18 protein-coding genes are annotated in these 20,411 nt (G+C 68.3%); 10 read left to right on the forward strand and 8 right to left on the reverse strand.

The features are described 5' to 3' along the window. Position 1: 1 nt before the first annotated feature. Positions 2–523: a GNAT family N-acetyltransferase gene (locus tag BLU81_RS06855; protein ID WP_092542641.1), complete on the forward strand. Its 522-nt coding sequence runs from the start codon at positions 2–4 to the stop codon at positions 521–523. A 54-nt stretch (positions 524–577) separates the two neighbouring features. On the opposite strand, the gene BLU81_RS06860 is transcribed toward BLU81_RS06855, so the two are convergent. Both BLU81_RS06860 and BLU81_RS06865 read right to left on the reverse strand, forming a co-directional pair. Then, positions 578–835: a hypothetical protein gene (locus BLU81_RS06860; protein ID WP_092542643.1), complete on the reverse strand. Its 258-nt coding sequence runs from the start codon at positions 833–835 to the stop codon at positions 578–580. A 12-nt stretch (positions 836–847) separates the two neighbouring features. Continuing rightward, on the reverse strand, positions 848–1,123 hold the full coding sequence (locus BLU81_RS06865) for a hypothetical protein (protein ID WP_092542645.1): 276 nt from the start codon (positions 1,121–1,123) through the stop codon (positions 848–850). A gap of 164 nt (positions 1,124–1,287) precedes the next feature. Here BLU81_RS06865 and BLU81_RS06870 point away from each other — a divergent pair, with 164 nt between their 5' ends. Further along, the gene (locus BLU81_RS06870) at positions 1,288–2,583 is read left to right on the forward strand and encodes a hypothetical protein (protein WP_092542648.1); all 1,296 of its coding nucleotides are present in this window, start codon (positions 1,288–1,290) and stop codon (positions 2,581–2,583) included. Here the strand turns inward: BLU81_RS06870 and BLU81_RS06875 are convergent. Continuing rightward, complete coding sequence (locus BLU81_RS06875) at positions 2,575–4,488, reverse strand: ATP-binding protein (protein WP_092542650.1); 1,914 nt, start codon at positions 4,486–4,488, stop codon at positions 2,575–2,577. The genes BLU81_RS06870 and BLU81_RS06875 overlap by 9 nt on opposite strands. A gap of 78 nt (positions 4,489–4,566) precedes the next feature. Here BLU81_RS06875 and BLU81_RS06880 point away from each other — a divergent pair, with 78 nt between their 5' ends. Continuing rightward, positions 4,567–5,436, forward strand: a complete 870-nt coding sequence (locus BLU81_RS06880; RefSeq protein WP_092556708.1) for a cyclase family protein — start codon at positions 4,567–4,569, stop codon at positions 5,434–5,436. A gap of 13 nt (positions 5,437–5,449) precedes the next feature. On the opposite strand, the gene BLU81_RS06885 is transcribed toward BLU81_RS06880, so the two are convergent. Beyond that, on the reverse strand, positions 5,450–6,274 hold the full coding sequence (locus BLU81_RS06885; protein WP_157751350.1) for an SDR family NAD(P)-dependent oxidoreductase: 825 nt from the start codon (positions 6,272–6,274) through the stop codon (positions 5,450–5,452). Between the two features lie 121 nt (positions 6,275–6,395). Here BLU81_RS06885 and BLU81_RS06890 point away from each other — a divergent pair, with 121 nt between their 5' ends. Continuing rightward, complete coding sequence (locus tag BLU81_RS06890) at positions 6,396–6,980, forward strand: TetR/AcrR family transcriptional regulator (protein WP_157751351.1); 585 nt, start codon at positions 6,396–6,398, stop codon at positions 6,978–6,980. 69 nt (positions 6,981–7,049) lie between these two features. Here BLU81_RS06890 and BLU81_RS06895 read toward each other — a convergent pair whose 3' ends face one another. Then, positions 7,050–8,585, reverse strand: a complete 1,536-nt coding sequence (locus BLU81_RS06895; protein WP_092542656.1) for a serine/threonine-protein kinase — start codon at positions 8,583–8,585, stop codon at positions 7,050–7,052. A gap of 140 nt (positions 8,586–8,725) precedes the next feature. Between BLU81_RS06895 and BLU81_RS06900 the strand changes: the two genes are divergently transcribed. The 4 genes from BLU81_RS06900 to BLU81_RS06915 all read left to right on the forward strand — a co-directional run bounded on the left by BLU81_RS06900 (position 8,726) and on the right by BLU81_RS06915 (position 12,584). Then, positions 8,726–9,337 carry a DUF4232 domain-containing protein gene (locus BLU81_RS06900; RefSeq protein ID WP_157751352.1) on the forward strand — a complete coding sequence of 204 codons (612 nt, stop codon included), beginning with the start codon at positions 8,726–8,728 and terminating at the stop codon, positions 9,335–9,337. A gap of 100 nt (positions 9,338–9,437) precedes the next feature. Further along, positions 9,438–9,995: a hypothetical protein gene (locus tag BLU81_RS06905; protein WP_157751353.1), complete on the forward strand. Its 558-nt coding sequence runs from the start codon at positions 9,438–9,440 to the stop codon at positions 9,993–9,995. A gap of 178 nt (positions 9,996–10,173) precedes the next feature. Then, a complete protein-coding gene (locus tag BLU81_RS06910) occupies positions 10,174–12,021 on the forward strand; it encodes a PI-PLC domain-containing protein (protein ID WP_092542662.1) in 1,848 nt (615 codons plus the stop codon). A gap of 74 nt (positions 12,022–12,095) precedes the next feature. Further along, the gene (locus BLU81_RS06915) at positions 12,096–12,584 is read left to right on the forward strand and encodes a GNAT family N-acetyltransferase (RefSeq protein WP_092542664.1); all 489 of its coding nucleotides are present in this window, start codon (positions 12,096–12,098) and stop codon (positions 12,582–12,584) included. Here the strand turns inward: BLU81_RS06915 and BLU81_RS06920 are convergent. Then, positions 12,557–13,834 (reverse strand): aminotransferase class I/II-fold pyridoxal phosphate-dependent enzyme, encoded by a 1,278-nt coding sequence (locus tag BLU81_RS06920; RefSeq protein WP_092542666.1) that lies wholly within the window; start codon positions 13,832–13,834, stop codon positions 12,557–12,559. The two genes, BLU81_RS06915 and BLU81_RS06920, sit on opposite strands and share 28 nt — an antisense overlap. Before the next feature lie 26 nt (positions 13,835–13,860). Then, positions 13,861–14,634 (reverse strand): N-acetyltransferase, encoded by a 774-nt coding sequence (locus BLU81_RS06925; protein WP_197686143.1) that lies wholly within the window; start codon positions 14,632–14,634, stop codon positions 13,861–13,863. A 132-nt stretch (positions 14,635–14,766) separates the two neighbouring features. Between BLU81_RS06925 and BLU81_RS06930 the strand changes: the two genes are divergently transcribed. Beyond that, complete coding sequence (locus BLU81_RS06930) at positions 14,767–17,778, forward strand: putative bifunctional diguanylate cyclase/phosphodiesterase (protein WP_157751354.1); 3,012 nt, start codon at positions 14,767–14,769, stop codon at positions 17,776–17,778. Between the two features lie 18 nt (positions 17,779–17,796). On the opposite strand, the gene BLU81_RS06935 is transcribed toward BLU81_RS06930, so the two are convergent. Then, positions 17,797–18,792 carry a LacI family DNA-binding transcriptional regulator gene (locus BLU81_RS06935; protein ID WP_231954249.1) on the reverse strand — a complete coding sequence of 332 codons (996 nt, stop codon included), beginning with the start codon at positions 18,790–18,792 and terminating at the stop codon, positions 17,797–17,799. Positions 18,793–19,083: 291 nt separating this feature from the next. Between BLU81_RS06935 and BLU81_RS06940 the strand changes: the two genes are divergently transcribed. Beyond that, complete coding sequence (locus BLU81_RS06940) at positions 19,084–20,358, forward strand: ABC transporter substrate-binding protein (protein WP_092542672.1); 1,275 nt, start codon at positions 19,084–19,086, stop codon at positions 20,356–20,358. The last annotated feature ends 53 nt before the right edge of the window (positions 20,359–20,411 follow it).

The following is a 20,411-nucleotide window of genomic DNA, read 5'->3' on the forward strand; positions in this document are numbered from 1 at the left end:
AATGGACACAGTAACCCTCTCGGGCGCACGGGTGCGGCTCCGACCAGCGGTTGGGGACGATGTTCCGAGCTTGACGCGGATCCGGTCGACGCCAGAGGTGTACCGGCGATGGGGTGGCGGCGATGATCTGGCCGGTGTCGTCTCCACGGATCTCGCTGATCCTGGTGTGCATCTGCTGGTCATCCTGTTCGAAGACCGGGTCGTCGGCGCGATTCAGTGGAGCGAGGAGGACGACCCGGACTACCGGCACGCCGGTATCGACATCTACCTTGATCCCGCGTTTCACCGTCGCGGGCTGGGAAGCGACGCCGTTCGCACCCTGGCCCGGCATCTGATCGACGACCGGGGTCACCATCGTCTGGTGATCGATCCCGCCGCGGACAACGATGCGGCGATCCGTTGCTACGCGACGATCGGCTTCCGGCAAGTGGGAGTCATGCGACGGTACGAGCGCGGGCCCGACGGCGACTGGCACGACGGCCTGTTGATGGACATGCTCGCCCACGAGCTGGTGCGAACCTGAATCCCGGCTGAGCGACTCGAAAGATTCCGCGCCCCACCCACCGACCGGTCGGGCTCATACGGGCCCTGATGACGGCGGGGTTGTTCGCAGCCGCAGGAGAGCGAAGGGTGGGTAGTCTTCCTCGATCTCGGCCGTTCCGTCTGCCCAGGTGAACAGAAGCCAGCATCCGGCCTGCTTGACGAAGAACAGATTCCTGAATGGCGCGGTTTGGACGGCCAGCCAGCCGGCGACCTTGCCGTTGTGAACGAGCTCGGCGATCGTGCCGTCGAGGACCGCCAGCCGTGCGCTAAGGTCTCGACTCTCTTCGTTCACCGGGTCATCCTGTCACTCCTCGTAGCCGAGATCTTCCTCGGAGTCCAGGCGCCACCCATCGTGCTGTTTGACCAGGAGAAATGCGGTGCGCTCAAAAACGTCGTAGTAGCCGGCATCCGGAGCGTGACCACACGTGAACCACCTCGCCTCGACCCGCGCCGCGTCCGGGGTCTCGCTGACGACAGTCACCATGTCCAGTGTCGAAGTTTCGCCGTGCTCACCGGTTTTGTTGCCGCTGTTCGCTTTGGCGTACTCAGCGCAAAAATCGGCAGGGTTCTGGAAGAGCATCTGACCAACCCCTCAGGCCTGTATTCGATTGACCGGAAGCAATGCCGTCGCGTCGGGCATGGATTCTACCGTAGGGCCTGGCACAAGAGGGGCTGATGGCCTGGGCCGGCCGGGCGGTCAGGTGTTGCGACGGCCGTTGGGGGCTGAGCTGTTAGCGTGCGGCCATGGTGGAGAGAGCGGCGCGCCGTACGGCCGGTGGGCTGGTGTTCGCGGGGATTGCCGGGGCTTTGGCGGGGGCGGCGGTCACCGGACGCCGGGATGTCCGGGCGGCGGTGGCCGGTGGGCTGGCGGGGGCGGCAGGCCTGGTGGCGATCGAGGCGGCGGCGCGGGCCCGGCAGCGGCCCGGGGAACTGCCGGCCTGGTGGTCGCGGGTGGCGATGAGTGGTGCGATCGCGGCGTCGGCCGGGTGGCTCGGTGCCCGGGTCAGCAAGGCCGGGCCGGTGGTCGTGGGGCTTGCCGCCGGCGCGTCGGCCGGGGCGCTCGGACTGCGGCCGGAGAAGGTCGCGCTCGGTCCGGTCGTCGGTGTGGCCGGGGGAGTGGCCTGGCGTCTGGCAGCCGGACGGGAGGCACCGCCCGCGGCGGTGGCGGCCAGTGCGGTGGTCGGATTCCGGATGCTGTCGGCGGTGCTGTTCCGGGAACCGCAGGTGAAACTGCTGGCCGAGCGGGTACGGGCCGAGGACCTGCCGTTCGTGGTTCCGCTGGAGGCGCGCACCCGGTACGTGGGTGTCGACTACGTGCGAGATCTCGCCGAAGTGGTCGGCGGCGACTACCGGGCGGACGCGCAGGACGTGGGGATCGTCGGCTCGCTCGACGACCTGGCCGGTCCGCAGTTCGACCCGGCCGGGGTGGATCCGCTGGTGCGTGAGTTCTATGAGCGGACCACCCGGTTCAAGCTCGACATCGTCCCCGAGTGGCGGGCCTGGGTGCGGCCGGGTTACCTGCTCTACCGGACCTTGGTGGCCCGGCCGGTCGGGCAGGCCAACGTGCCGATGAACCAGCGGGAGACCGTTCGCGGTGTTCGGAGCCGGATCGACACGATCACCCCGGACGACAAAGGGCCGATTGCCGTACGGGGATGGATCCGCTCGTTCGCCGACACCGACGAGCCGATCTATGTCGGCATCTACACGACGTATCGGCACGAGGGCCGGGGTTATGTGAGTGTCGGCTTCCCGGTGCCGCAGGGAAGTTTCACCGCGACTCTGCTGCCGATGCCCCGCCCCGGTGGTGGCCTCGTTCTGACGAGCAGCAGCGACCTGGCGCATCCGGGCCACTACCTGACGTACATCGACCCGGCGACCCGGGAGTTGACCACGCTCGCGGTGCCCGGATTCACCGAACGCCTCGACGTCTTCATCGAGAACGGGGAGCTGAGGGCCGAGCACGCGTTCGCGCTCTACGGGCTGCCGTTCATGGTGCTGCACTACTCGATCCGGCGAAAGGACGCGAAGTCAGCGTGACCACAGCCAGGCGGTGATCTGTTCGACTGCCTTGTCCCGGTGGCGGCGGTAGGTGTTGAACGACAGGTGCAACGAGACGGCGACCCGTTCCTGGGTGCCGGCCGGCTCCAGGAACGTACGGCTGATCAGGAGGTGGAGGTCCGATGGCAACGTCGCCGCGGCCGCCGCGACGAGGTCCCGAAGCGAGTCTCCGGAGGTGGCCCGCCGGACCAGCGGTGACCGGGTCAGCGGATTCTCCCGCAACAGGTCCGGAGAGTTCAGGTCGCGCAGGGCGGACCGGACCGCGGCGGTGAACTCCGGCCGGGACAGTACCGGGTCACCGAGGTCCGCTCCGGCGGGGCGGGCCGGGGCGCCGAGCTGGCGGGCATGCAGCAGATCCACCCATTCGGCCAGGCCGGTACGCCGCCAGTCGTGTGCGAACACCGGGAAACGGGTGCCGCCGACGGTGAACTCGGTGGCCGGCCAGAAGTCGAACAGTTCCATCGCCGGTGTCCAGCGGGTCGCGTCGGTGAACGCGCCGACCATCGTCCATGCGGTCTCCGGGCCGAGTGTGATGATGTCGAGCATCTGGCAGGCGACGAACAGCGTCAGCGACGGGGACGGTTCCTGCCCACGGTCACGATCCAAGAAGAAGCGCCAGGTCAGTACGTGTTCGCCGGACCGTGGGGGACCGTGCTCGAACACGTACCCGATCATGGTGTTGAGGCCTGGGTCTTTGCTCTGTTCGAGGTCGTCGACGGTGAAGCGGGCGGCGAAGCCGCGCAGCGACCCGGCCGCCGAACGGAAGACCCGGAAACCCTCCGGGCGGCGATCCAGCCAGTACGCGACGAGCCCGGCCTGCTCCTCGCCCTGCCAGCGTGTCGTCATCGCGAGGATCGGTTCCCGGTCGCCGTCGCGGAGCCGGTCGGGGTAGGCGCGCATCGTCGGGGGCAGCGAGTTCAGGGCGGCGAGCGGCGAGCGGGCGCCGTTGAGGACCACGGCCAGTACGACGAGGTGTACGCGTTCCCGGTCGTCGGCGGTCGCCAGGATCCGGTCGCGGACCGCTTCGAGTTTCGCCCGGTAGAGGGCGGCGAACCGGTCCGGATCACGCCAGCGCAGGTCGGCGTTGAGGGCGTCGCGGACCACGTCGTGCGGATGGATGCCGTAGCGGCTCTCCTCGACGAACGGCTGCGCGCGTAACCAGTCGAACAGTTCGCCGGAGTCGTCTCCGGCCATCGAACGCAGCACGTCCGCGGTGGTGACCGGGAGCTGCGCGAACACTTCGAGGGCCGTCCGGTGCCGAGGATCGGGGATCGTGTCGATCAACTGGGTCAGCAGCGTTCCCACCACGTCGGGCAGGTCGTCGAGCCGGGCGGGGTCGGCGCCACGCCGGACCGCGTCGGCGAGCATCGACAGGGTGAGCGGATGTCCGCGACTGATCGTCATCAGGCGGTCCCGGGCGCCGGCCGGTACACCCTGGCCGTCCAGGTAGGCGTGCCCGTCGGCGGCCGGCAGGTTGCCGAGCGCGATGATCCGGGTCAGCTCGCGCCACGCCGGATCCGCGCGCCAGCCGGGGCCGGGCGGGCGGCGACCGGCGATCACCACCAGGCAGTTCGCCGGCAGCGAAGGCAGGTACTGCTCGCGGATCCAGTCGTCGACCGGTTCCAGCAGCTCGTAGGTGTCGATCAGCAACACCGGGCACGCACCGGCGGCGGGCACCGGCAGCATGTCCGGATATCGGGCGTCGGCCCGGACCGAGTCGGGGACCGTGCGGGCGAACATGTCGAGCAGCGTGCTCTTGCCGACCCCGCCGACCCCGTGGACGAACAGCACACCGGCAGTGCCCAGGGCGGCCCGGAACAGTGCGATCTCGTCGTCGCGGCCCACGAACGACCGCCGCCGCAACGTCTGAAGGATCTCCCTCACCCATCGACCCTAGTTCGGGCACCTGATGGGCACCGCATGGGCTACCGGCCATGGTCCGGCGCCACCAGGATCGACGGCATGACCGATTCTCTCGACAACTGGGGACGCTGGGGTGACCGCGACCAGCTAGGCGCCGTCAACCTCATCACCGACGAGGCGCGCACCCGCGGCGCCGCCGAGGCCCGGACCGGACAGACCGTCTCGCTGGCCCGGATCACCACGCCGTTCCCGCTCACCGGCGGCCCGCTGGCGCCCGCCACCGCCCCGACGACCGCGGTACAGACGATGATGCTGTTCACCGGATTCGGTGCGCCCGCGATGGCCGAGGTGATGGTGGTGACCACCCATCATCCGGAGGTGACCCACCTGGATGGTCTGGGGCATTGGGCCGAGGGCGGCCGGGTCTACCCGGGTGTCGGCGTCGCCGACAGTTCCGGGCCCACCGGGGTACGGCACGGCGCGGCCGACGTCTTCGGCGGCGGGATCCTGACCCGCGGGGTGCTGCTCGATCTGGCTCCCGGCGGACGGCTTGCCCCGGCGCATCCGGTGACCGCCGCGGAACTGGACGCGGCGGCCGGCCGGGCCGGTGTCGACGTGCTCTCCGGTGACGCGCTGCTGGTGCGGGGCGGCTGGGACCGGGCCACCGCCGGTGACGTGCCGTTGCCGGGTGTCACCGCGGACGCGGTGCACTGGCTGCACGAGAAGGGGATCGCCGTCTACGCCGGGGACGTCGGTGACGCCATGCCGCCGCTGCCGGGCGAGATGCCGGGGGCGTTGCACCGGCTCGCGCTGGGGAGACTGGCCATTCCGCTGATCGACGGCCCGAACCTGGAGGAACTCGCCGTGACGTGTGAACGGCTGGGCCGGTGGACGTTTCAGTTCGTGGTCGCCGCGCCCCGGATCGCCGGGACGACCGGCCTGCCGGTGAATCCGCTCGCCGTCTTCTGAACCGGCCCGGGCATCAGTCGTTCAGCAGGCTCTTGGTCTCCCGGCGCATCCGCTCGGCGTCTTCACGGTCGGCAGCGGAGACCTCCAGGGGCACCCGCTTGGCGCCGCGGAACGACGAGAGGAGTTCCTGCGGCGGTGACTCGATCAGGGCGACGACCGGCAGAATCCCCTTCTCCACCGGCTTGGCCAGCACCCCGGCCAGTTTGACCAGGAACCGCACGGGCGCGGAGAACTTACCGGCGAAGCTGCTCTTGACGAACTCGGGGTTGACGAACGCGTACCGGATCCGTCCGGCACTGACGTTCTCGGTGAAGTCGATGCCGAGCAGTTCGTTCGCCCGGCGGGCCTGCGCCCACGCCTTGGTCCAGCTGGCGTTGCGGGTGAACATCAGGTCGTCCCAGTTCATCGCCTTGGCGCCGGCGCCGATGACGGCCAGGTTGACCACGACCGGCGCCGGGGCGTCGGTCATCAGCGGGGCGAGGCCGTGACTGAGCAGGTAACGGCTGAGGTAGAACAGGGCGAACCAGTGCTCGATGCCCTCGCTGGTCTCCACCCGGTCCATCCGCAGGAACGCCGCGCACAGCACCAGCGCGTCGACCCGGTCGAACCGGGTGCCGATCTCCTCGATGACCCTGCGGTTGTCCGCCACCAGGGAGAGGTCGGCGGTGAACAGGTGCAGGCGGTCGGCCGCGCCGAGCCGCGCCGCCTCGTCGGTCAGGGCCTGGGCCTTGGCCGGGCTGCGGCCGATCACCACGACGGTGTTGCCGGCTTTGATCTGCTGGATGGCGAGGGCCCGGCCGATGCCGTCGGTCCCGCCGGAGATGACGATGGTCTTCAATTGACCCCCTGAAAGCGATGCCCGGGTCCGCCCTCCAAAATAAGCGGAACGTCTGATCCGTTTCGTGATGAACGTTAACACGGCGCCGACCCTCCGTACCAGCACCGGCTACTCTCCGACCATGTCCGCCGAATCGACGCCCGCCCGGCCGCTGCGCAGAGACGCCGTCGACAACCGCCGTCGCCTGCTGCACGCCGCCACCCAGGCGTTCGCCGAGAAGGGCCTCGCGCTGGACGTGCGCGACATCGCCAAACGCGCCGGCGTGGGCATCGGCACCATCTACCGGCACTTCGCCACCAAGGAGATCCTGATCGACGCGGTGGTCGACGAGGCCCTCGACCGGTGGGCGAAGACCGTCCGGGAATCGGCCCTCGCCAGCGACCCCTGGGAGGGTTTCGTCCGGTTCATGGAGCAGTCCCTGGACCTGCTCGCGGAGCACCGCGCGCTATTGGACGGGCTCACCGACCCGCGGATCGCCACCCCCCGCATCCAGCAGTGCCAGGCCGAGCTGCGGATCGTCCTGGCCGGACTGATCGAGCGGATGCAGGCGGCCGGCGCGATACGGGCCGGCACCACGGTGGACGACGTCTCACTGCTGATGATCGGGCTGGGCCGGATCATCCAGGTCACCGAGGACCAGGCGCCCGGATCCTGGCGCCGCCAGCTCGACATCATGCTCGCCGGGCTCCGGGCCGGTGACCGGTGACGGATCGGTGGCGTCCCGGCGAAGCCGGCTCGGAACGGGGTGCCTCGGCTCAGATCCGATGACGGGGGGTCATCTCGCCCAGAACTCAATGCCGGACAAGACCGTCTCCGCGGGCTCGTCGCTGCCCGCAGATCGCTCCACTCCCAGGTCCAGCCGGCCGTTCAGCGTCCCCACGAACGGGGTGGGCTCACTCAACATCTCCGTCCCGTCGATCCAGACCCGGACCGTGTCCTTGCGAACCCGGATGGTGATCACCCGGGGACCCCGGCCGGTGAACAGGAGGTTCTGGAACTGCGCCGGCAACGCGCCGTCATCGCGGTTCGTGACGAGTTCGAAGTCGTACTCGCAGAAATGGGCGGAGTAGAGATTCACGTCCCCCTGCCGGAAACGGGCGACGGCGCAGGAGCCGAGACCCACCGACTCCAGGGTGAACGTCATCGTGTGCAGCTCGGGGAGGGTCTTCTTGGGACCGAGGCAGAAGAACTCGGGCGCGGATGTCGTCGTCACCCGCAGGCCGTTCTTGTCGTACTCGCAGGTCCCGCCCTTCGCGTTCTTGCCCGCCTTCCACAGGGCGGCCTTGGTCAGCGGATCAGCCAGCAGGGGAGTCGGTGAGGGCAGGGCGGCAGCCGACGAGGCTGTGGTGCCGGGGTCCGAGGCGTGGTCGGCGGCCAGCCGGATCGGAATCGCCGCCCCGGCGGCCAGCACACTGGCCGCGGCCGTGGCCAGCAGCACCCTCGGCAGACGGCTGCGAGGTTTGTCCGCATGGCTGCTCAGGACGTCCGTGGCCGGCTCGGTTGCCAGCAGCAACTGGAGCAGTTCGGGCGCGGTCGGCCGGTCACCGGGATTCTTCGACAGCGCGCGCTCCACCGCGGTGCGCAGCGCGCCGGTCAGGTTGCCGAGATCCGGTTCGCGGGTGAGGATCCGAACCGCGATCGCGGTGCTCGAATCGCCGTGGAACGGGCCCTGACCGTTGGCGGCGTAGGCGACGACCGCGCCCCAGGCGAAGACGTCGACCGCCGGGGTCACCGCGGTCACCGGCCCGTCGAGACGTTCCGGCGCCATGTAGGAGACCGTGCCGACCAACTGCCCGGTACGGGTGTGCTCGCTGGTCGACTCGGTCGCGCGCGCGATCCCGAAGTCGATCACCTTCGGGGCGCCGAGCGCGAACAGCACGTTGCGCGGTTTGAGATCGCGGTGCACCACGCCGGCCCCGTGGATCGCCACCAGGGCGGTGGCCACCCCGACCGCGACACTGTGCAACGCCCCGTCCCGCAGCGGCCCGTTCTCCGCGACCACCTCCGCCAGGTCCGGGCCGTCGACGTATTCGACCACCAGGTACGGCGGGTTGTGATCCGGGTCGGCGTCCAGCACCGCGGCGGTCGAGAACGGAGGAACCTGGCGGGCCCGGTTGACCTCGCTGCGGAACCGGGCGCGGAACTCCTCGACCGCGGCGAACTCGGTGCGGATCATCTTCACCGCCACCAGGCGGCCGTCCCGGCCACGCCCCTGGTAGACCGCGCCCATGCCACCTTCGCCGAGCACTCCCAGCAGGGTGTAGTCGCCGAGTTCGCGGGGGTCGTGCGGGCGCAGCGGGGAGACCGGCATACGAGGACACGCTCCTGAGAGGACGGCCGGACAATTCAGGGAATCTAGCAGTCTGGATCAATGCCCTACCGTGGGTGGCGCAGTCAAGATCTTCGCGTGATCGTCAAGGCGCCCCTCCAACGACAGAACACGGAGAGAATGTGTCGCGTAACCCGTTCCTGACGGCCGTCCCGGTGCTCGCCCTGCTGACCACCCTGACCGCCTGTGCCGGATCCACCGAGGAAACCGCCGAGCCGGCCGCGGCGTCGCCGGCCGGCAAGCCCGCCACCAGCAGACCCGCGACCGCGACCACCACCAGGGTGCCCGTCAAAGGCGAGTGCGCCGCCGCGGACCTCGCGGTCAGCATCTCTCCCCAGCAGACCGGTGAGACCGACGAGCTCGGCATGGTCATCATCACCAACAACGGCCGTAGGAACTGCACGGTGAAGGGCTGGCTGACGCTCGCGCTCCACAACGCGGCCGGCGAGCCGGTCGACGTGCCCACCCAGAACGTCAACGAGCCCGGCGCGCCGACGACCGTCAAGATCCAGAAGGGCGGGTCGGCGTTCGCCGGTATCAAGTGGACCCAGTGTGACAAGTCCGACGCCGCGTGCGGTGTCGGGAACGCCATCGGCTGGTCGCTCGACGGCACCGTCAAGGACACGTTCGCCGAGCTGGACAGCCTTCCGGATCCGGAGCAGAACACCCTCACCATGAAAGCGCTCAAGGTTGGCACCTTCCAGCCCGTCCGCCAGGGCGTCGTCGCCTGGTGAATGCCCGGCGACGGTGACCGTCATGATCGGCTCGTGAACCGGGCGTCCGGCCAGGCCGTGACCACCACAGACATCGACGGGGATGTTAGCGTCGCAGGTTGTGAGACGCGTGATGATCGCCCTGGTCGTGGTGGCTGTCGGCCTGTGCGCCGGGGTGGGTGTCTACGGGCAGGTGCGCCGCCACAATCGGGAGGCCGCCATCGAGTGGTCACGACAGCAGCGGCTCGCGGCGCGTACCCCACTGCAGAAGGCGGCGGCCGACATCGACCTGGCCCGCCGGGCCGGGGACGGCGTGCACTTCGCCGTGGTGCCGGAACGTCTGCCGCCCGGTCTGGTCACGATGGAGCCGGCCGTCGACGCCTATCTCGACGGGGTGACCGACATCTATTCGTACGGGGATCTGAAAGCGCTGGTCAAGTACACGGACGTGCCCGGACGGCGGCCGTGCGGTGAGCACACCTGTGTCCGCGACACCGAGGTCGGCTTCGTGACCGCCGAAGCGCCGAGCCTGCGGCACGCCTCGGTCTGGCTCACCGGGCAGGCGTCGTCGGCGGGGCAGGAATCCGAGGTCCGGCGGTTCTGGGCGGAGACCAGATGGGTGCCGACCGCGGAGGCCGGGTGGTTCACCAAACTCGCCTACGAGGGTGACGTCGGCTGACGGCCCGAAGTCTCTCGTTGCCCGCAACGGACAGGGTGCCCGGCCCGCGATTATATCCCTGAGCTGGGCATATCTGTCGCCCGTAGACAGATGCGGCCGGTTCGGCAGGATCTTGGCCAATGGTCATCGGTCGATGGATGCGGCATCATGGCCGATGGGCCGGGGAAACGGAGGTCGGGTGAAACAAGCGTGGTGGAGTCAGGTCGATGAGGCGGCACAACTGCTGGCTTCCCGACTGAACGCTCTGGTGGCGGTGGCCGCGCGAAACGGCGTCTACCGCCCGCCGCCGGGAACGCCCGCGCCCCGGCGGCGCCGGCAGCCCGCCTCCCTGCGGCACCTCGCCGAGGTCATCCGGACCAACCGGCTGGCTCCCGGGATGTCCGTGGACAAGGACGACGTCGCGGCGGTCCTCGCCGGGGATCCGCAGTCGGTCACCGATCCGGTTCTCGTTCTCGCGGTCGCCCGCGCCGCCCATCTCATCGCCGAGGTGCCCCTCGAGGACGCCGACGCCGATCGGTTCGCCGTGGCGGCCGCCCACGTGTCGGCGCTGATCGACGCGGCCCGGCAGGCGGACGAACGTGCGCCGGACCTGGTGCCGGTGCCCCTCTTACCGGTGGAACCCGTCGTCATCGACGCCTACTTCACCACTCGCCGGCCCGGCCGGCACCGGGCGCTGATCGCCGCTGTTCTGGGCGTCCTGGTGCTCGCCGGTTTCGCGGCCTTCCGCAGCGTCGGACAGCGGGAACCGCCGCCCGAGGTGACGGCCCCGGCTCCGGCCGCGGTGGGGACGGTGACGCCGCTCGCCCACGCCGACTCCCGCGACGACTATCTCCATCCGCGGCCGGTCCTCGACGCGCTCGATCACGGTTTCACCGGTCTCGACGTCGACGTCGTCCTCCACGACGGCAGCCTCCTGCTCTGCCATCACGTCGACGGCGACGTCTGCGAGGACCCGCGCGGCAACCGGATCGCCGCGAAGCCCTTCGACGAGACCTATCTGCGAGGCCTCGAGAGCCGGGTGAACACCCACGGCGGCCGGGTGTACCCGGGTTTCCACCAGCAGGTCCTGCTGTTCGTCGAGATCACCTGCGTGACCGACGCCTCCGGCTGCGCGTTGCCGGCCGACCGGGCCGAGGCGGCCACCGACCCGAACAATCCGCTGGTGGTCGCGCGCACGATCATGGACGCTCTGGTCCCGTACCGCGGCATGCTCTTTCATGTCGAAGAGACCGCACGGTTCTGGGGCCCGGTGCAGGTGGTCATCACCGGCGATCACAACAACGACCGGCTTCCCGCTGGGGTCGACGGCGACGATTCGGTACGAGGACTTCTTGCGCGTCAGGCCGGCACCTACGCGTTCCTCGACGGAACCTTCGCCCTCGACCGGGACCAGCACAACGCGGACCTGGTCCCGGTGATCAGCTTCCCGAATCCCGCCACCGACCAGAACTGCACGGGTGCCGGCGAAAAACCGATCCAGCTCAAGCACTGGGACGACGTCTTCAAAGCCCAGACCACCGGCCATCACGTACGGGTGTGGGATCCGTGGGACTGCGTTGATCGGACCCACTTCTGGACCGATGCCCTCTACGGTGGCGTCGACTATCTCAGCAGCAGTCACCTGGCCCCGCTGGGAGAATGGCTCACCACCAACGCCGCCGGAGGTGGTGGCGGCGCCTGCGCCGTTCCCGAATGGATCGAAACGGAGCGGCTCAACGGGCAGTACTGCACCCTGATCACCGGTGAGGTGCCGGTCATGAGCCGCCCCGATCCCAATTCCGCGCCCGCCGGTTCACTCGCGCGGGGCGGTTCCATTTGGTTCCTGGGCCAGCAACCGGGCGAATCGCACAAAAACGCTTCGCAACACAATTTCTGGTGGGCCTACACCCGAGCCGACAACGGACAGTGGGGCTGGGTCTCGCTGATCCACTTCACTGACGGCCTGCTCGACCAGTCCGCCGAGGGCCTGCAATACAGCTGCTACGACATACGCCCCGGCGAAAGCGCTGACTGCCACCCGCTCTGAGCCGAGAGACCGAGCCTGGCCGGACACGGGCGGGAGTGGGCCGTCCGACCACGCCGAGGCTTTACGCTGCGGGTATGCACCTGCGACAGTACGGTGGCGCCGATCGTGGGCTCACTGAGGCGCTGGAGATGGATGGTGTCGTCAAACGGAACCTCGGTGGGGTGCTCACCAGAGCCGAGGCCGTTGAGGTCCACCGTCATCGACTCGCTGCGTCGGCGCGGGGTGACCGTTTCTGGACGGTGATCGATGATCAGGACGAGCCGGTCGGTGTGGTCGGGATCTGGTCGACGGTGTGGGCCGGTGGTGTCATCGACGAGGTGGGCTGGATGCTGGTGCCGGCCGCACACGGGCGGGGACTTGGCCGGCGCGCGGCAGATCTGCTGGTGGAGCGGGCGCGGGCGGACGACCGGTACACCGTGATCCACGCGTTTCCGGCGGTGGACAATCCGGCGTCGAACGCGATCTGTCGTTTTCTTCGGTTCAGCCAGATCGGTGACGCTGATCTGGACTACGCCGGTCGTCCGTTGCGCTGTGCTCACTGGACATTGGACGTGTCAGGCTGACTCACGCGGCGGAATGCCGGCCCTTCTCCGGGAGGATCGTCATTCAACCGCGTGAGAACGTCGAGGAGCAGATCCACCTGCTCGTCGGTGTTCGCGGCGGTCATCTGGATCCGGAACCCGACCTGGTCGCGCGGCACCCCGGGGTACGGCGCCAGAGTCGTGTAGACGCCTTGCTCCAGGAGCCGCCGCCCCACCTCGTGGAGGTCGGCCGGGTCGGCCACCGGCACCTCGATCAGGGGGAATCCGGAGTGGTTGGGGGTCGCCGCTCGCAACACGCGTAAGTGATCCAGGACTCGGGCGGTCTTACGGTGGAGATCGGCGCGGATGTCGTCCCCGCGGTCGTCGTTGACGTCGAAGCCGGCCAGCACGGTCGCGAGCGAGGCCACCGGAACCGGCCCGGAATACAGGTAGGTCGGCATGGTGACCTTGAGCTTGCGCTTGACGCCGGGCGAGCAGGCGATGAAGGCCAGCATCGACGAATATGCCTTGGAGAAGCCGCCGACCAGCACGATGTTGTCGTATCCGACGTCATGGTGGCGCACCACGGCGTTGCCGCGAATGCCGTAGGGAGAACTGGCGGTGGGCTGTTCGCCGAGCACTCCGAACCCGTGGGCGTCATCGATGTAGAGGCTGGCGTCGTGGGTTCGGCACAATGCTGCGAATCGGGCGAGATCGGGGGTGTTGCCGGTCATGCTGTTGACCCCGTCCATGCAGACCAGTTTCGTGACCTGGCCAGGAGCTTCATGGAGTAGTTCCGCGAGATGATCGAAGTCGTTGCTCCGGAACCGTTGGACGGTGGCGCCGGTGGCCCGGGCGTGAACGCAGCCGTCGTAGACCGTCTTGTGAGCGCGCTGGTCGAGGAAGATCAGACCGTCGCCGGCCAGGGCCGGGATCGCCGCCAGGTGGATCTGGGAGATGGTGGGGAGGACCAGCGCCGCGGGTGCGCCCAGCAGGCCGGTGAGTCTTTCCTCGATTGCCGGGTAGAGCCGGGGGCTGCCCAGCATGCGTGACCAACTCGGATGAGTGCCCCAGCGGCTGATCTGTTCCGTGGCGGCCGCGGCGATCTCGGATTCGAGGTCGAATCCCAGGTAGTTGCAGGAGGCGAAGTCGACCAGCCAGCGATCACCGATCCGGATGCGGCGGCCGTCGATCTCCTCGATGACCTGGTCCCATAGGCCGGCTCGTTGCAGGCCTATGACGCCCTGGTTGGCCGGTGAATGTTCCCATCGCTCATGCGCATCGGTGATCACAAGAGAAAATTATCGGGGTCGATCGATCAGCGGGCCACTCCATCAACGATCTGGTGGTGGAACCACACGTTGGGCTCGACATAGACGGCGATGTCCTCCGCCAGGTCGCAGTGCACGGGTGTGAGCCCGCCGGGGACGACGACCGGGCCGGCCGTGTCGAACGGCAGCCCGGTCCACTGCCTCCATCGGCTCAGTGGCGCGCTCACCGACATGGAGTTCGGTGCCACCGCCACCATGCGTCCCCCGGCGCGGGCGTGCACCCGCAGCCACGGATCCTGCGGCAGGCCATCGTCGCGGACCCGGGCGGCATACTCGGCCATTGTCATCTGCGGATGGAGATGCTTGCGGGTCGGCCGGACCGGCGCGACCAATGAGGCATGGCCGAGGGCGGCGGCGTTGCTTCGCGCGGCTGCCAGCATCAGGGCCGAGAATCCCCGGCCGCGCGCATCCGGTCGGACCAGAGCCAGCACCGCGGATACCAGATTGCCCCGACGGCCGGTCAGTTGATCTTCAGCGGCGCGGAGCAGGACCTCGTCGTATCCGCCGGGGGGAAGGTCGGCCGCCGGGTCCGGGATCCAGGTGAACGGAACGGTGTACAGCACGGCGACGGGTACCCGCGGGCACGCCGGGTCCACGCCGATCAGGGTGTACTCCGGAAAGCGCAGACTGAGCGCATCGAACAGGGCGATCGACACCGCATCCTGGTAGAGGAACTCGGCGATCTCGGGATCAGCCAGGTCACCCAGCCGGGAAGCCAGGCCGACGTCCTCAGCTGCCGTGGTGACGACCAGATCGCCCACTCCGCACCGCCCTTCTCCGTCGACCTCGTCAGACCCATCGGCCTCGTCAGTAACAAAAGCTCAGATGCTCGCGAGTCTGCCCGATCGAACGATCGAAGGGCAGCCTGTGGTCGGCGGGTGGGAGGATCGATAGTGGCAAACCGGCTGATGTTGGTGTACGCGAGCCTGGTCGCCGCACTCAGCGGTCTCTACTTCGCCATGCCGATGTGGCGCCTCGAGATCTGGAGCTGCTTCGGCATCCTGAGCTGCCTGGGAATCGTCGCCGGCGTCCGCCTGCACCGGCCGCGCCGGGCTGCGCCGTGGTTACTGTGGGCCGCCGGTACCGGGTTCTTCGCCACCGGTACGGTCACCGCGCTCGTCCTCAGTGAGGTCATGCACTTACAGGCCTTCCCCTCGGCGGCCGACGCGGTCTTTCTCGGTGGCTCAGTCCCGTGTCTGCTCGCCTCACTCATCACGCTCACCCGTTCCAAAGCGACAGTGATCGACCGGGCGAGTCTGGTCGATGCGCTGATGCTGACCACCGGAGCCGGGTTTCTCTCCTGGGTGCTGGTGGTCAACCCGTATCTGTCCAGCCCGGACCTGACTCCGCTCCAGAAGGCCATCGCGGTCGCGTATCCGATTTTCGACGTTCTGATCCTCGCGATTCTCGTCCGTTTCATGCTCGGAGCCGTCCGCAGCCGGAGTGCCATTCTGCTCCTCTTCTCGGGCGCCGGCCTGTTCGTCGCCGACGTCATGTACGGCCTCAATCAGCTCAACGGCTTCTGGGAGTTGGGCAGTCCGGTCGACCTCGGCTGGATTCTCTTCTATGCCAGCAGCGGGGCCTCTGCGCTGCTGCCGTCCATGCGGCAACTGACTGAACCGCGAATGGTCTCCGGTAGCGTGGTCGGTGCTCACCGTCTCGCGCTCAGCATCGCTTCGCTTGTCGCTCCCGGTGTTCTGCTCACCCAGGCATTGACCGGACAGGTCCGCGACGGTGTCGTGATCGCGCTGGTCTCCGCTGTCCTCGTCGCGCTGGCGGTGACCCGGATGTCGTTCGTCGCGGCCGGCCTGCGCCGCACCCTGGTCCGGGAGCGGGAACTCCGCCGAGCGTGCGAACAGTTGCTGTCGGCTACCGACATCGCGACCATAACCGCAGTCGTGCACGAGGCTGTCGAGCGCCTGCTGCCGGCCGGCACCGCACATCGGGTGCTACTGCTGTCGCCCGAACGCGACGCGGACCAGACGGAGAGGTCTCTGACGAAGGCTGTCGCTTTCGAGGAGACGCGTGACATGCCCCCGCAGATCGCCGGCCGTCTCACCGGACACGAGTTGGCCCTGCGCTGCCAGCTGACGGTGGGCGAACGGCACACCGGTGAGCTGGTCGTCGCCGCCGATGAGAAGGCCCTCGTCGAGCTGCAGCAGGCGATCTCGGTGCTGGCCGGTCAGGCCGCCAGCATGATCGGGCATATCGAGCTCAACCGCGAGATCAATCGGCGCGAGAGCGAGGCATATTTTCGGACGCTCGTGCTCAACGCGGGTGATGTCATCCTGATCGTCGACGACGTCGGCCGGCTCCGCTACAGCAGCCCGTCGGCAGCGGGCCTGTTCGGGACGGACGACCTGGCCGGCAAAGCACTGGAGGATCTCTTCGTTGTCGAGCAGAGATCCGAGATCCACTCGACCATCGAGGGCGTGTCCGCGGATGCGAAGATCGACACCGCGACCGACTGGACTGTTCTCGGAGCGGCCGGAGAGCACGCCGACGTGGAGGTGTCGCTCCGTAATCTCCGGCACGAACCCTCCGTCAACGGCATCGTGCTCACCCTCCGTGACGTGACCGACCGCCGGCGGATGCAACGTGAACTCGAGGAGCGCGCCTACCTCGACCCGCTCACCGGTCTGGGCAGCCGGCTGCGTTTCCAGGACGACGTCGAACGCGCGGCGCTGTCAGCGAACTTCACCGGTGTCCTGCTGGTGGACATCGACGAGTTCCGGACCGTCAACGAGGCGTTCGGCCATCACACCGCCGACGAACTGCTCCGGGCCGTGGGCCGCCGGCTGCGTGATTGTCTGCGGGCCCCGTCATCGGTGGCGCGTCTGGGCGCTGACGAGTTCGGCGCGGTGGTCGAGGGTGCCCGGGACGCTGCCGAGATCGACCGGCTGCTCGACGAGGTCATGTGCCGGTTCACGGAGCCGTTCGTGCTGGCCGGCAGCAGCCTGACCGTGCAGTTGAGTATCGGCGTCGCCACCACGGCCGACGCCGACAATCACGAGCAACTGCTCAGCCAGGCCGCTGCCGCACTGCGCAATGCCAAATCGACGGGCAAACGACGATGGCGCCGGTACGAGGCGGCCCTGCACCGCGAGATCATCGGGCAGGCGCAGTTGCGCGCCGAACTCGAGCATGCGATCACCGCGGACCAGCTGGTACTGCATTTCCAGCCGATCATCGAGCTGGAGTCCGGCCGGGTCGACGGCCTGGAGAGCCTTGTCCGCTGGCAGCACCCGGTGAAGGGATTGCTGCCGCCGGCGGGCTTCATCGAGCTTGCCGAGGAGTCCGGGCTGATCGTGCCACTCGGCATGTGGGTGCTCGAACACTCACTCCGGGAAGCCGTGAAATGGCAGGAACTGTTCCCCCAGGACCCACCGCACGTCAGTGTCAACGTGTCGGCCCGGCAGTTCCGCAGCCCGGGTTTCGTCGACCAGGTTCTCGTCCTGGTGGACCAGATGGGTCTGGCGCCACATCTGCTCACCGTCGAGATCACCGAGAGCCTGCTCTTGACGGAGCCGGAACAGGTCAGGGCGGAACTCTGCGTGCTGCGCAACGCGGGAGTACGGGTGTCCATCGATGACTTCGGCACCGGATACTCCTCGCTCAGCTACCTTCACCAGGTTCCCGCCGACATCCTGAAACTCGACAAGTCCTTCGTCGACACGATGAGTGTCTCGAGCCGTCAACATGACCTGGTCCAGGGCATCGTTCAGCTCGCGCACACGTTGGCACTCGACGTGGTGGCCGAGGGCATCGAGACCGTCACCGACCGCGCCCTGCTGACGGCGACCGGCTGCCGTTACGGGCAGGGCTATCTGATCTCCCGGCCGATACCCGAGCCCGACGTCGTCGCTTGGCTCACTGCGAACCTCGTGACTCCGGTGTCCACCTGAGTCATGGTCGCGTGCGGGTCAGGTCGAGCCACGCACGATCAGGTCGGTCGGCAGTATCGTCGGTTCCGGCTGGGCTGCCGTGCCCTGCAACATCGTCATGATCGCTTCGGCGGCCGCGGTGCCGATCCCGGTCTTGTCCTGGGCGATCGTGGTCAGTCCCGGCGGCACGAGCGCGGCCACCTCGATGTCGTCGAATCCGATGATCGCGATGTCGTCCGGCACACGCAGTCCGGCCTCGTGTGCCGCCCGCAGTGCCCCGACCGCCATCTCGTCGCCGGCCGCGAACACCGCAGTCGCCCGGGGAGCACGGCTGATCAGCTGCTTCATCGCGGTGTAGCCGCTGTCCAGGTACCAGTCGCCGGCCACCACGTCGTCGTCGGCGAGGGTGATGCCGGATGAGACGAGCGCGGACCGGAAGCCGTCGAGGCGCTGGACGGCCGGCCAGGTCGGCATCGGTCCGGTGATGGTGGCGATGTGCCGGTGACCGAGTTCGATCAGGTGCTGTGCGGCCTGGCGACCGCCCCCGGCATTGTCGGAGGTGATGTAGGTGCAGGTCGGGCCGGTGAACCGCAGGTCCAGGGCGACGCACGGCACCTCGGCGTCGGCGAGCGCCAGCACGGCCGGGTCGCGGCTGCCGTTGTCGATGATGACGACGCCGTCCACGTTGTGCCGGTGGACCGCGCGCAGGAAGCGCTGCCGGCTGTCCGGGCCGGCGTTCTGGTCCGGGGCGAGCATCAGCAGGTGCAGGCCGTGTGCGCTCAGCGCGCTCTTCAACGCGACCAGGATGTCCTGCAGGAACGGGTGCCGCCAGCCGGGGCGGCGGTGGTCGGTGTCCCAGACCAGGCCGACCATGTTGGACTTCTTCGTCGCGAGGGTGCGGGCCGATTCGTTCGGCAGGTAGCCGATCTCGGCGGCCATGTCGAGCACGAGCTGCCGTGTCTGCTGGCTGACCACCTCCGGCATGTTGAAGACCCGCGAGACGGTGGCGACGGAAACGCCGCACCGACGTGCCACTTCTCTGATGCTGGACACCCTGAACGCCCCTATGTAACCGGTTTCACGACCGTAACATCGACGTATCGCACAGGTCAACGCCGGTTGATCTCGTTACCTCTTCGTGACTTGACACTCGGGGCATCGATGACGGCAAACTCTTGGCTCAAGGGCCCACCCTTCGCCCCGGTTCCTCGCCAGCCGCGCACCCTGACCCGGCTGATCCCGTACCAAAGCCTCGCTCTGCTCTTGATCTTTGTCGTGTAACCGGTTTCATGTAACCGGTTTCGTCTGCGGAACGGAGACTTCGACATGCATTCGTCCAGAAGGGTGCGCCTGGTCGCTGCGGCGATGGCCACCGCGTTGGCGCTGACCGCCTGCGGCTCCGGCGGTGGTTCCGGCAGTGACGGCGGCGCCGATGGCGACGTCACGCTCAACGTCAACCTGTTCGGCAACTTCGGCTACCAGGAGCTCTACAAGGAGTACGAGCAAGCGCACCCGAACATCAAGATCAGCGAGCACACCGCTGCCTACAACGACCACCACCGTGATCTAGCCACCCACCTGGCCACCGGAAACGGCGCCGGCGACATCGAGGCGGTGGACACCGGCTTCATCGCCCAGATGCGCGGGGCCGGCAAGCAGTTCACCGACCTGGGCACCGACCGCGCCGCGGACTACCTGCCGTGGAAATGGCAGGCGTCGCTGACCAAGGACGGACAGCAGATCGGGTACGGCACCGACGTCGGCGGACTGGCCATCTGTTACCGGCGCGACCTGTTCGAGCAGGCCGGGCTGCCCGCGGACCGGGACGCGGTGTCCGCTTTGTGGGCGTCCGGCTGGGACGGCTACATCGAGGCCGGCAAGAAGTACACCGCGAAGGCGCCGAAGGGCACCGCGTTCTTCGACGGTGGGGGAGCGCTGTACAACGCCGTCATCGGGCAGGCCCCGCAGGGGTTCTACAGCGAGGACGACACCATCGTGGTCGGCACCAACCCCGAGGTGCGCAAGGCGTGGGACCTGGTGGTCCGGGCGATCCAGGAGAACCTGTCGGCCAAGTTGCTGGAGAGCTCGCCGGAGTGGAACAACGGCTTCGCCAAGGGCCAGTTCGCCACGATCGCCTGCCCGGCCTGGATGATGGCCAAGATCAAGGACCAGGCGAAAGCGTACGCCGGTAAATGGGACATCGCGTCCATCCCGGGTGGCGGCGGCAACTGGGGCGGGTCGTACCTGACCATCCCCAAGCAGGGCAAGCACATCGAGGAAGCCAAGCAGCTCGCCACCTGGCTGACAGCACCCGAGCAGCAGGCGAAGATCTTCACCTCCTCCGGGCTGCTGCCGTCCATCCCGGCGCTCTACGACAAGCCGGAGATCGCCGAGTACAAGGACCCGTTCTTCAACAACGCACCGGTCGGCACCATCTTCACCACCGCCGCCAAACAGCTCAAGCCGCAGTACCAGGGTCCGCGCACCGGTGACATCCAGACCACCATCCGCGATGGCCTCGTCCGGATCGAGCAGGGCAAACAGAGCTCCGACCAGTCCTGGACACAAACGGTCAGCGACGTCGAGCGTCTGAAGAAATAAGCCAACCTCGCCCGGCCGGCGGTTCTTGGGGGGACCGCCGGCCACTCCGGTTA

It is taken from the genome of Actinoplanes derwentensis (assembly GCF_900104725.1).
Taxonomy (GTDB): Bacteria; Actinomycetota; Actinomycetes; order Mycobacteriales; family Micromonosporaceae; genus Actinoplanes; species Actinoplanes derwentensis.

Excerpts from the sequence above, each read along its gene's own strand:
- BLU81_RS06890 (WP_157751351.1), top strand. The coding sequence starts at position 6,396 with ATGTCCGCCGAATCGACGCCCGCCCGGCCGCTGCGCAGAGACGCCGTC.
- BLU81_RS06895 (WP_092542656.1), bottom strand. The coding sequence starts at position 8,585 with ATGCCGGTCTCCCCGCTGCGCCCGCACGACCCCCGCGAACTCGGCGAC.
- BLU81_RS06915 (WP_092542664.1), top strand. The coding sequence starts at position 12,096 with ATGCACCTGCGACAGTACGGTGGCGCCGATCGTGGGCTCACTGAGGCG.
- BLU81_RS06880 (WP_092556708.1), top strand. The coding sequence starts at position 4,567 with ATGACCGATTCTCTCGACAACTGGGGACGCTGGGGTGACCGCGACCAG.
- BLU81_RS06940 (WP_092542672.1), top strand. The coding sequence starts at position 19,084 with ATGCATTCGTCCAGAAGGGTGCGCCTGGTCGCTGCGGCGATGGCCACC.
- BLU81_RS06855 (WP_092542641.1), top strand. The coding sequence starts at position 2 with ATGGACACAGTAACCCTCTCGGGCGCACGGGTGCGGCTCCGACCAGCG.
- BLU81_RS06865 (WP_092542645.1), bottom strand. The coding sequence starts at position 1,123 with ATGCTCTTCCAGAACCCTGCCGATTTTTGCGCTGAGTACGCCAAAGCG.
- BLU81_RS06870 (WP_092542648.1), top strand. The coding sequence starts at position 1,288 with ATGGTGGAGAGAGCGGCGCGCCGTACGGCCGGTGGGCTGGTGTTCGCG.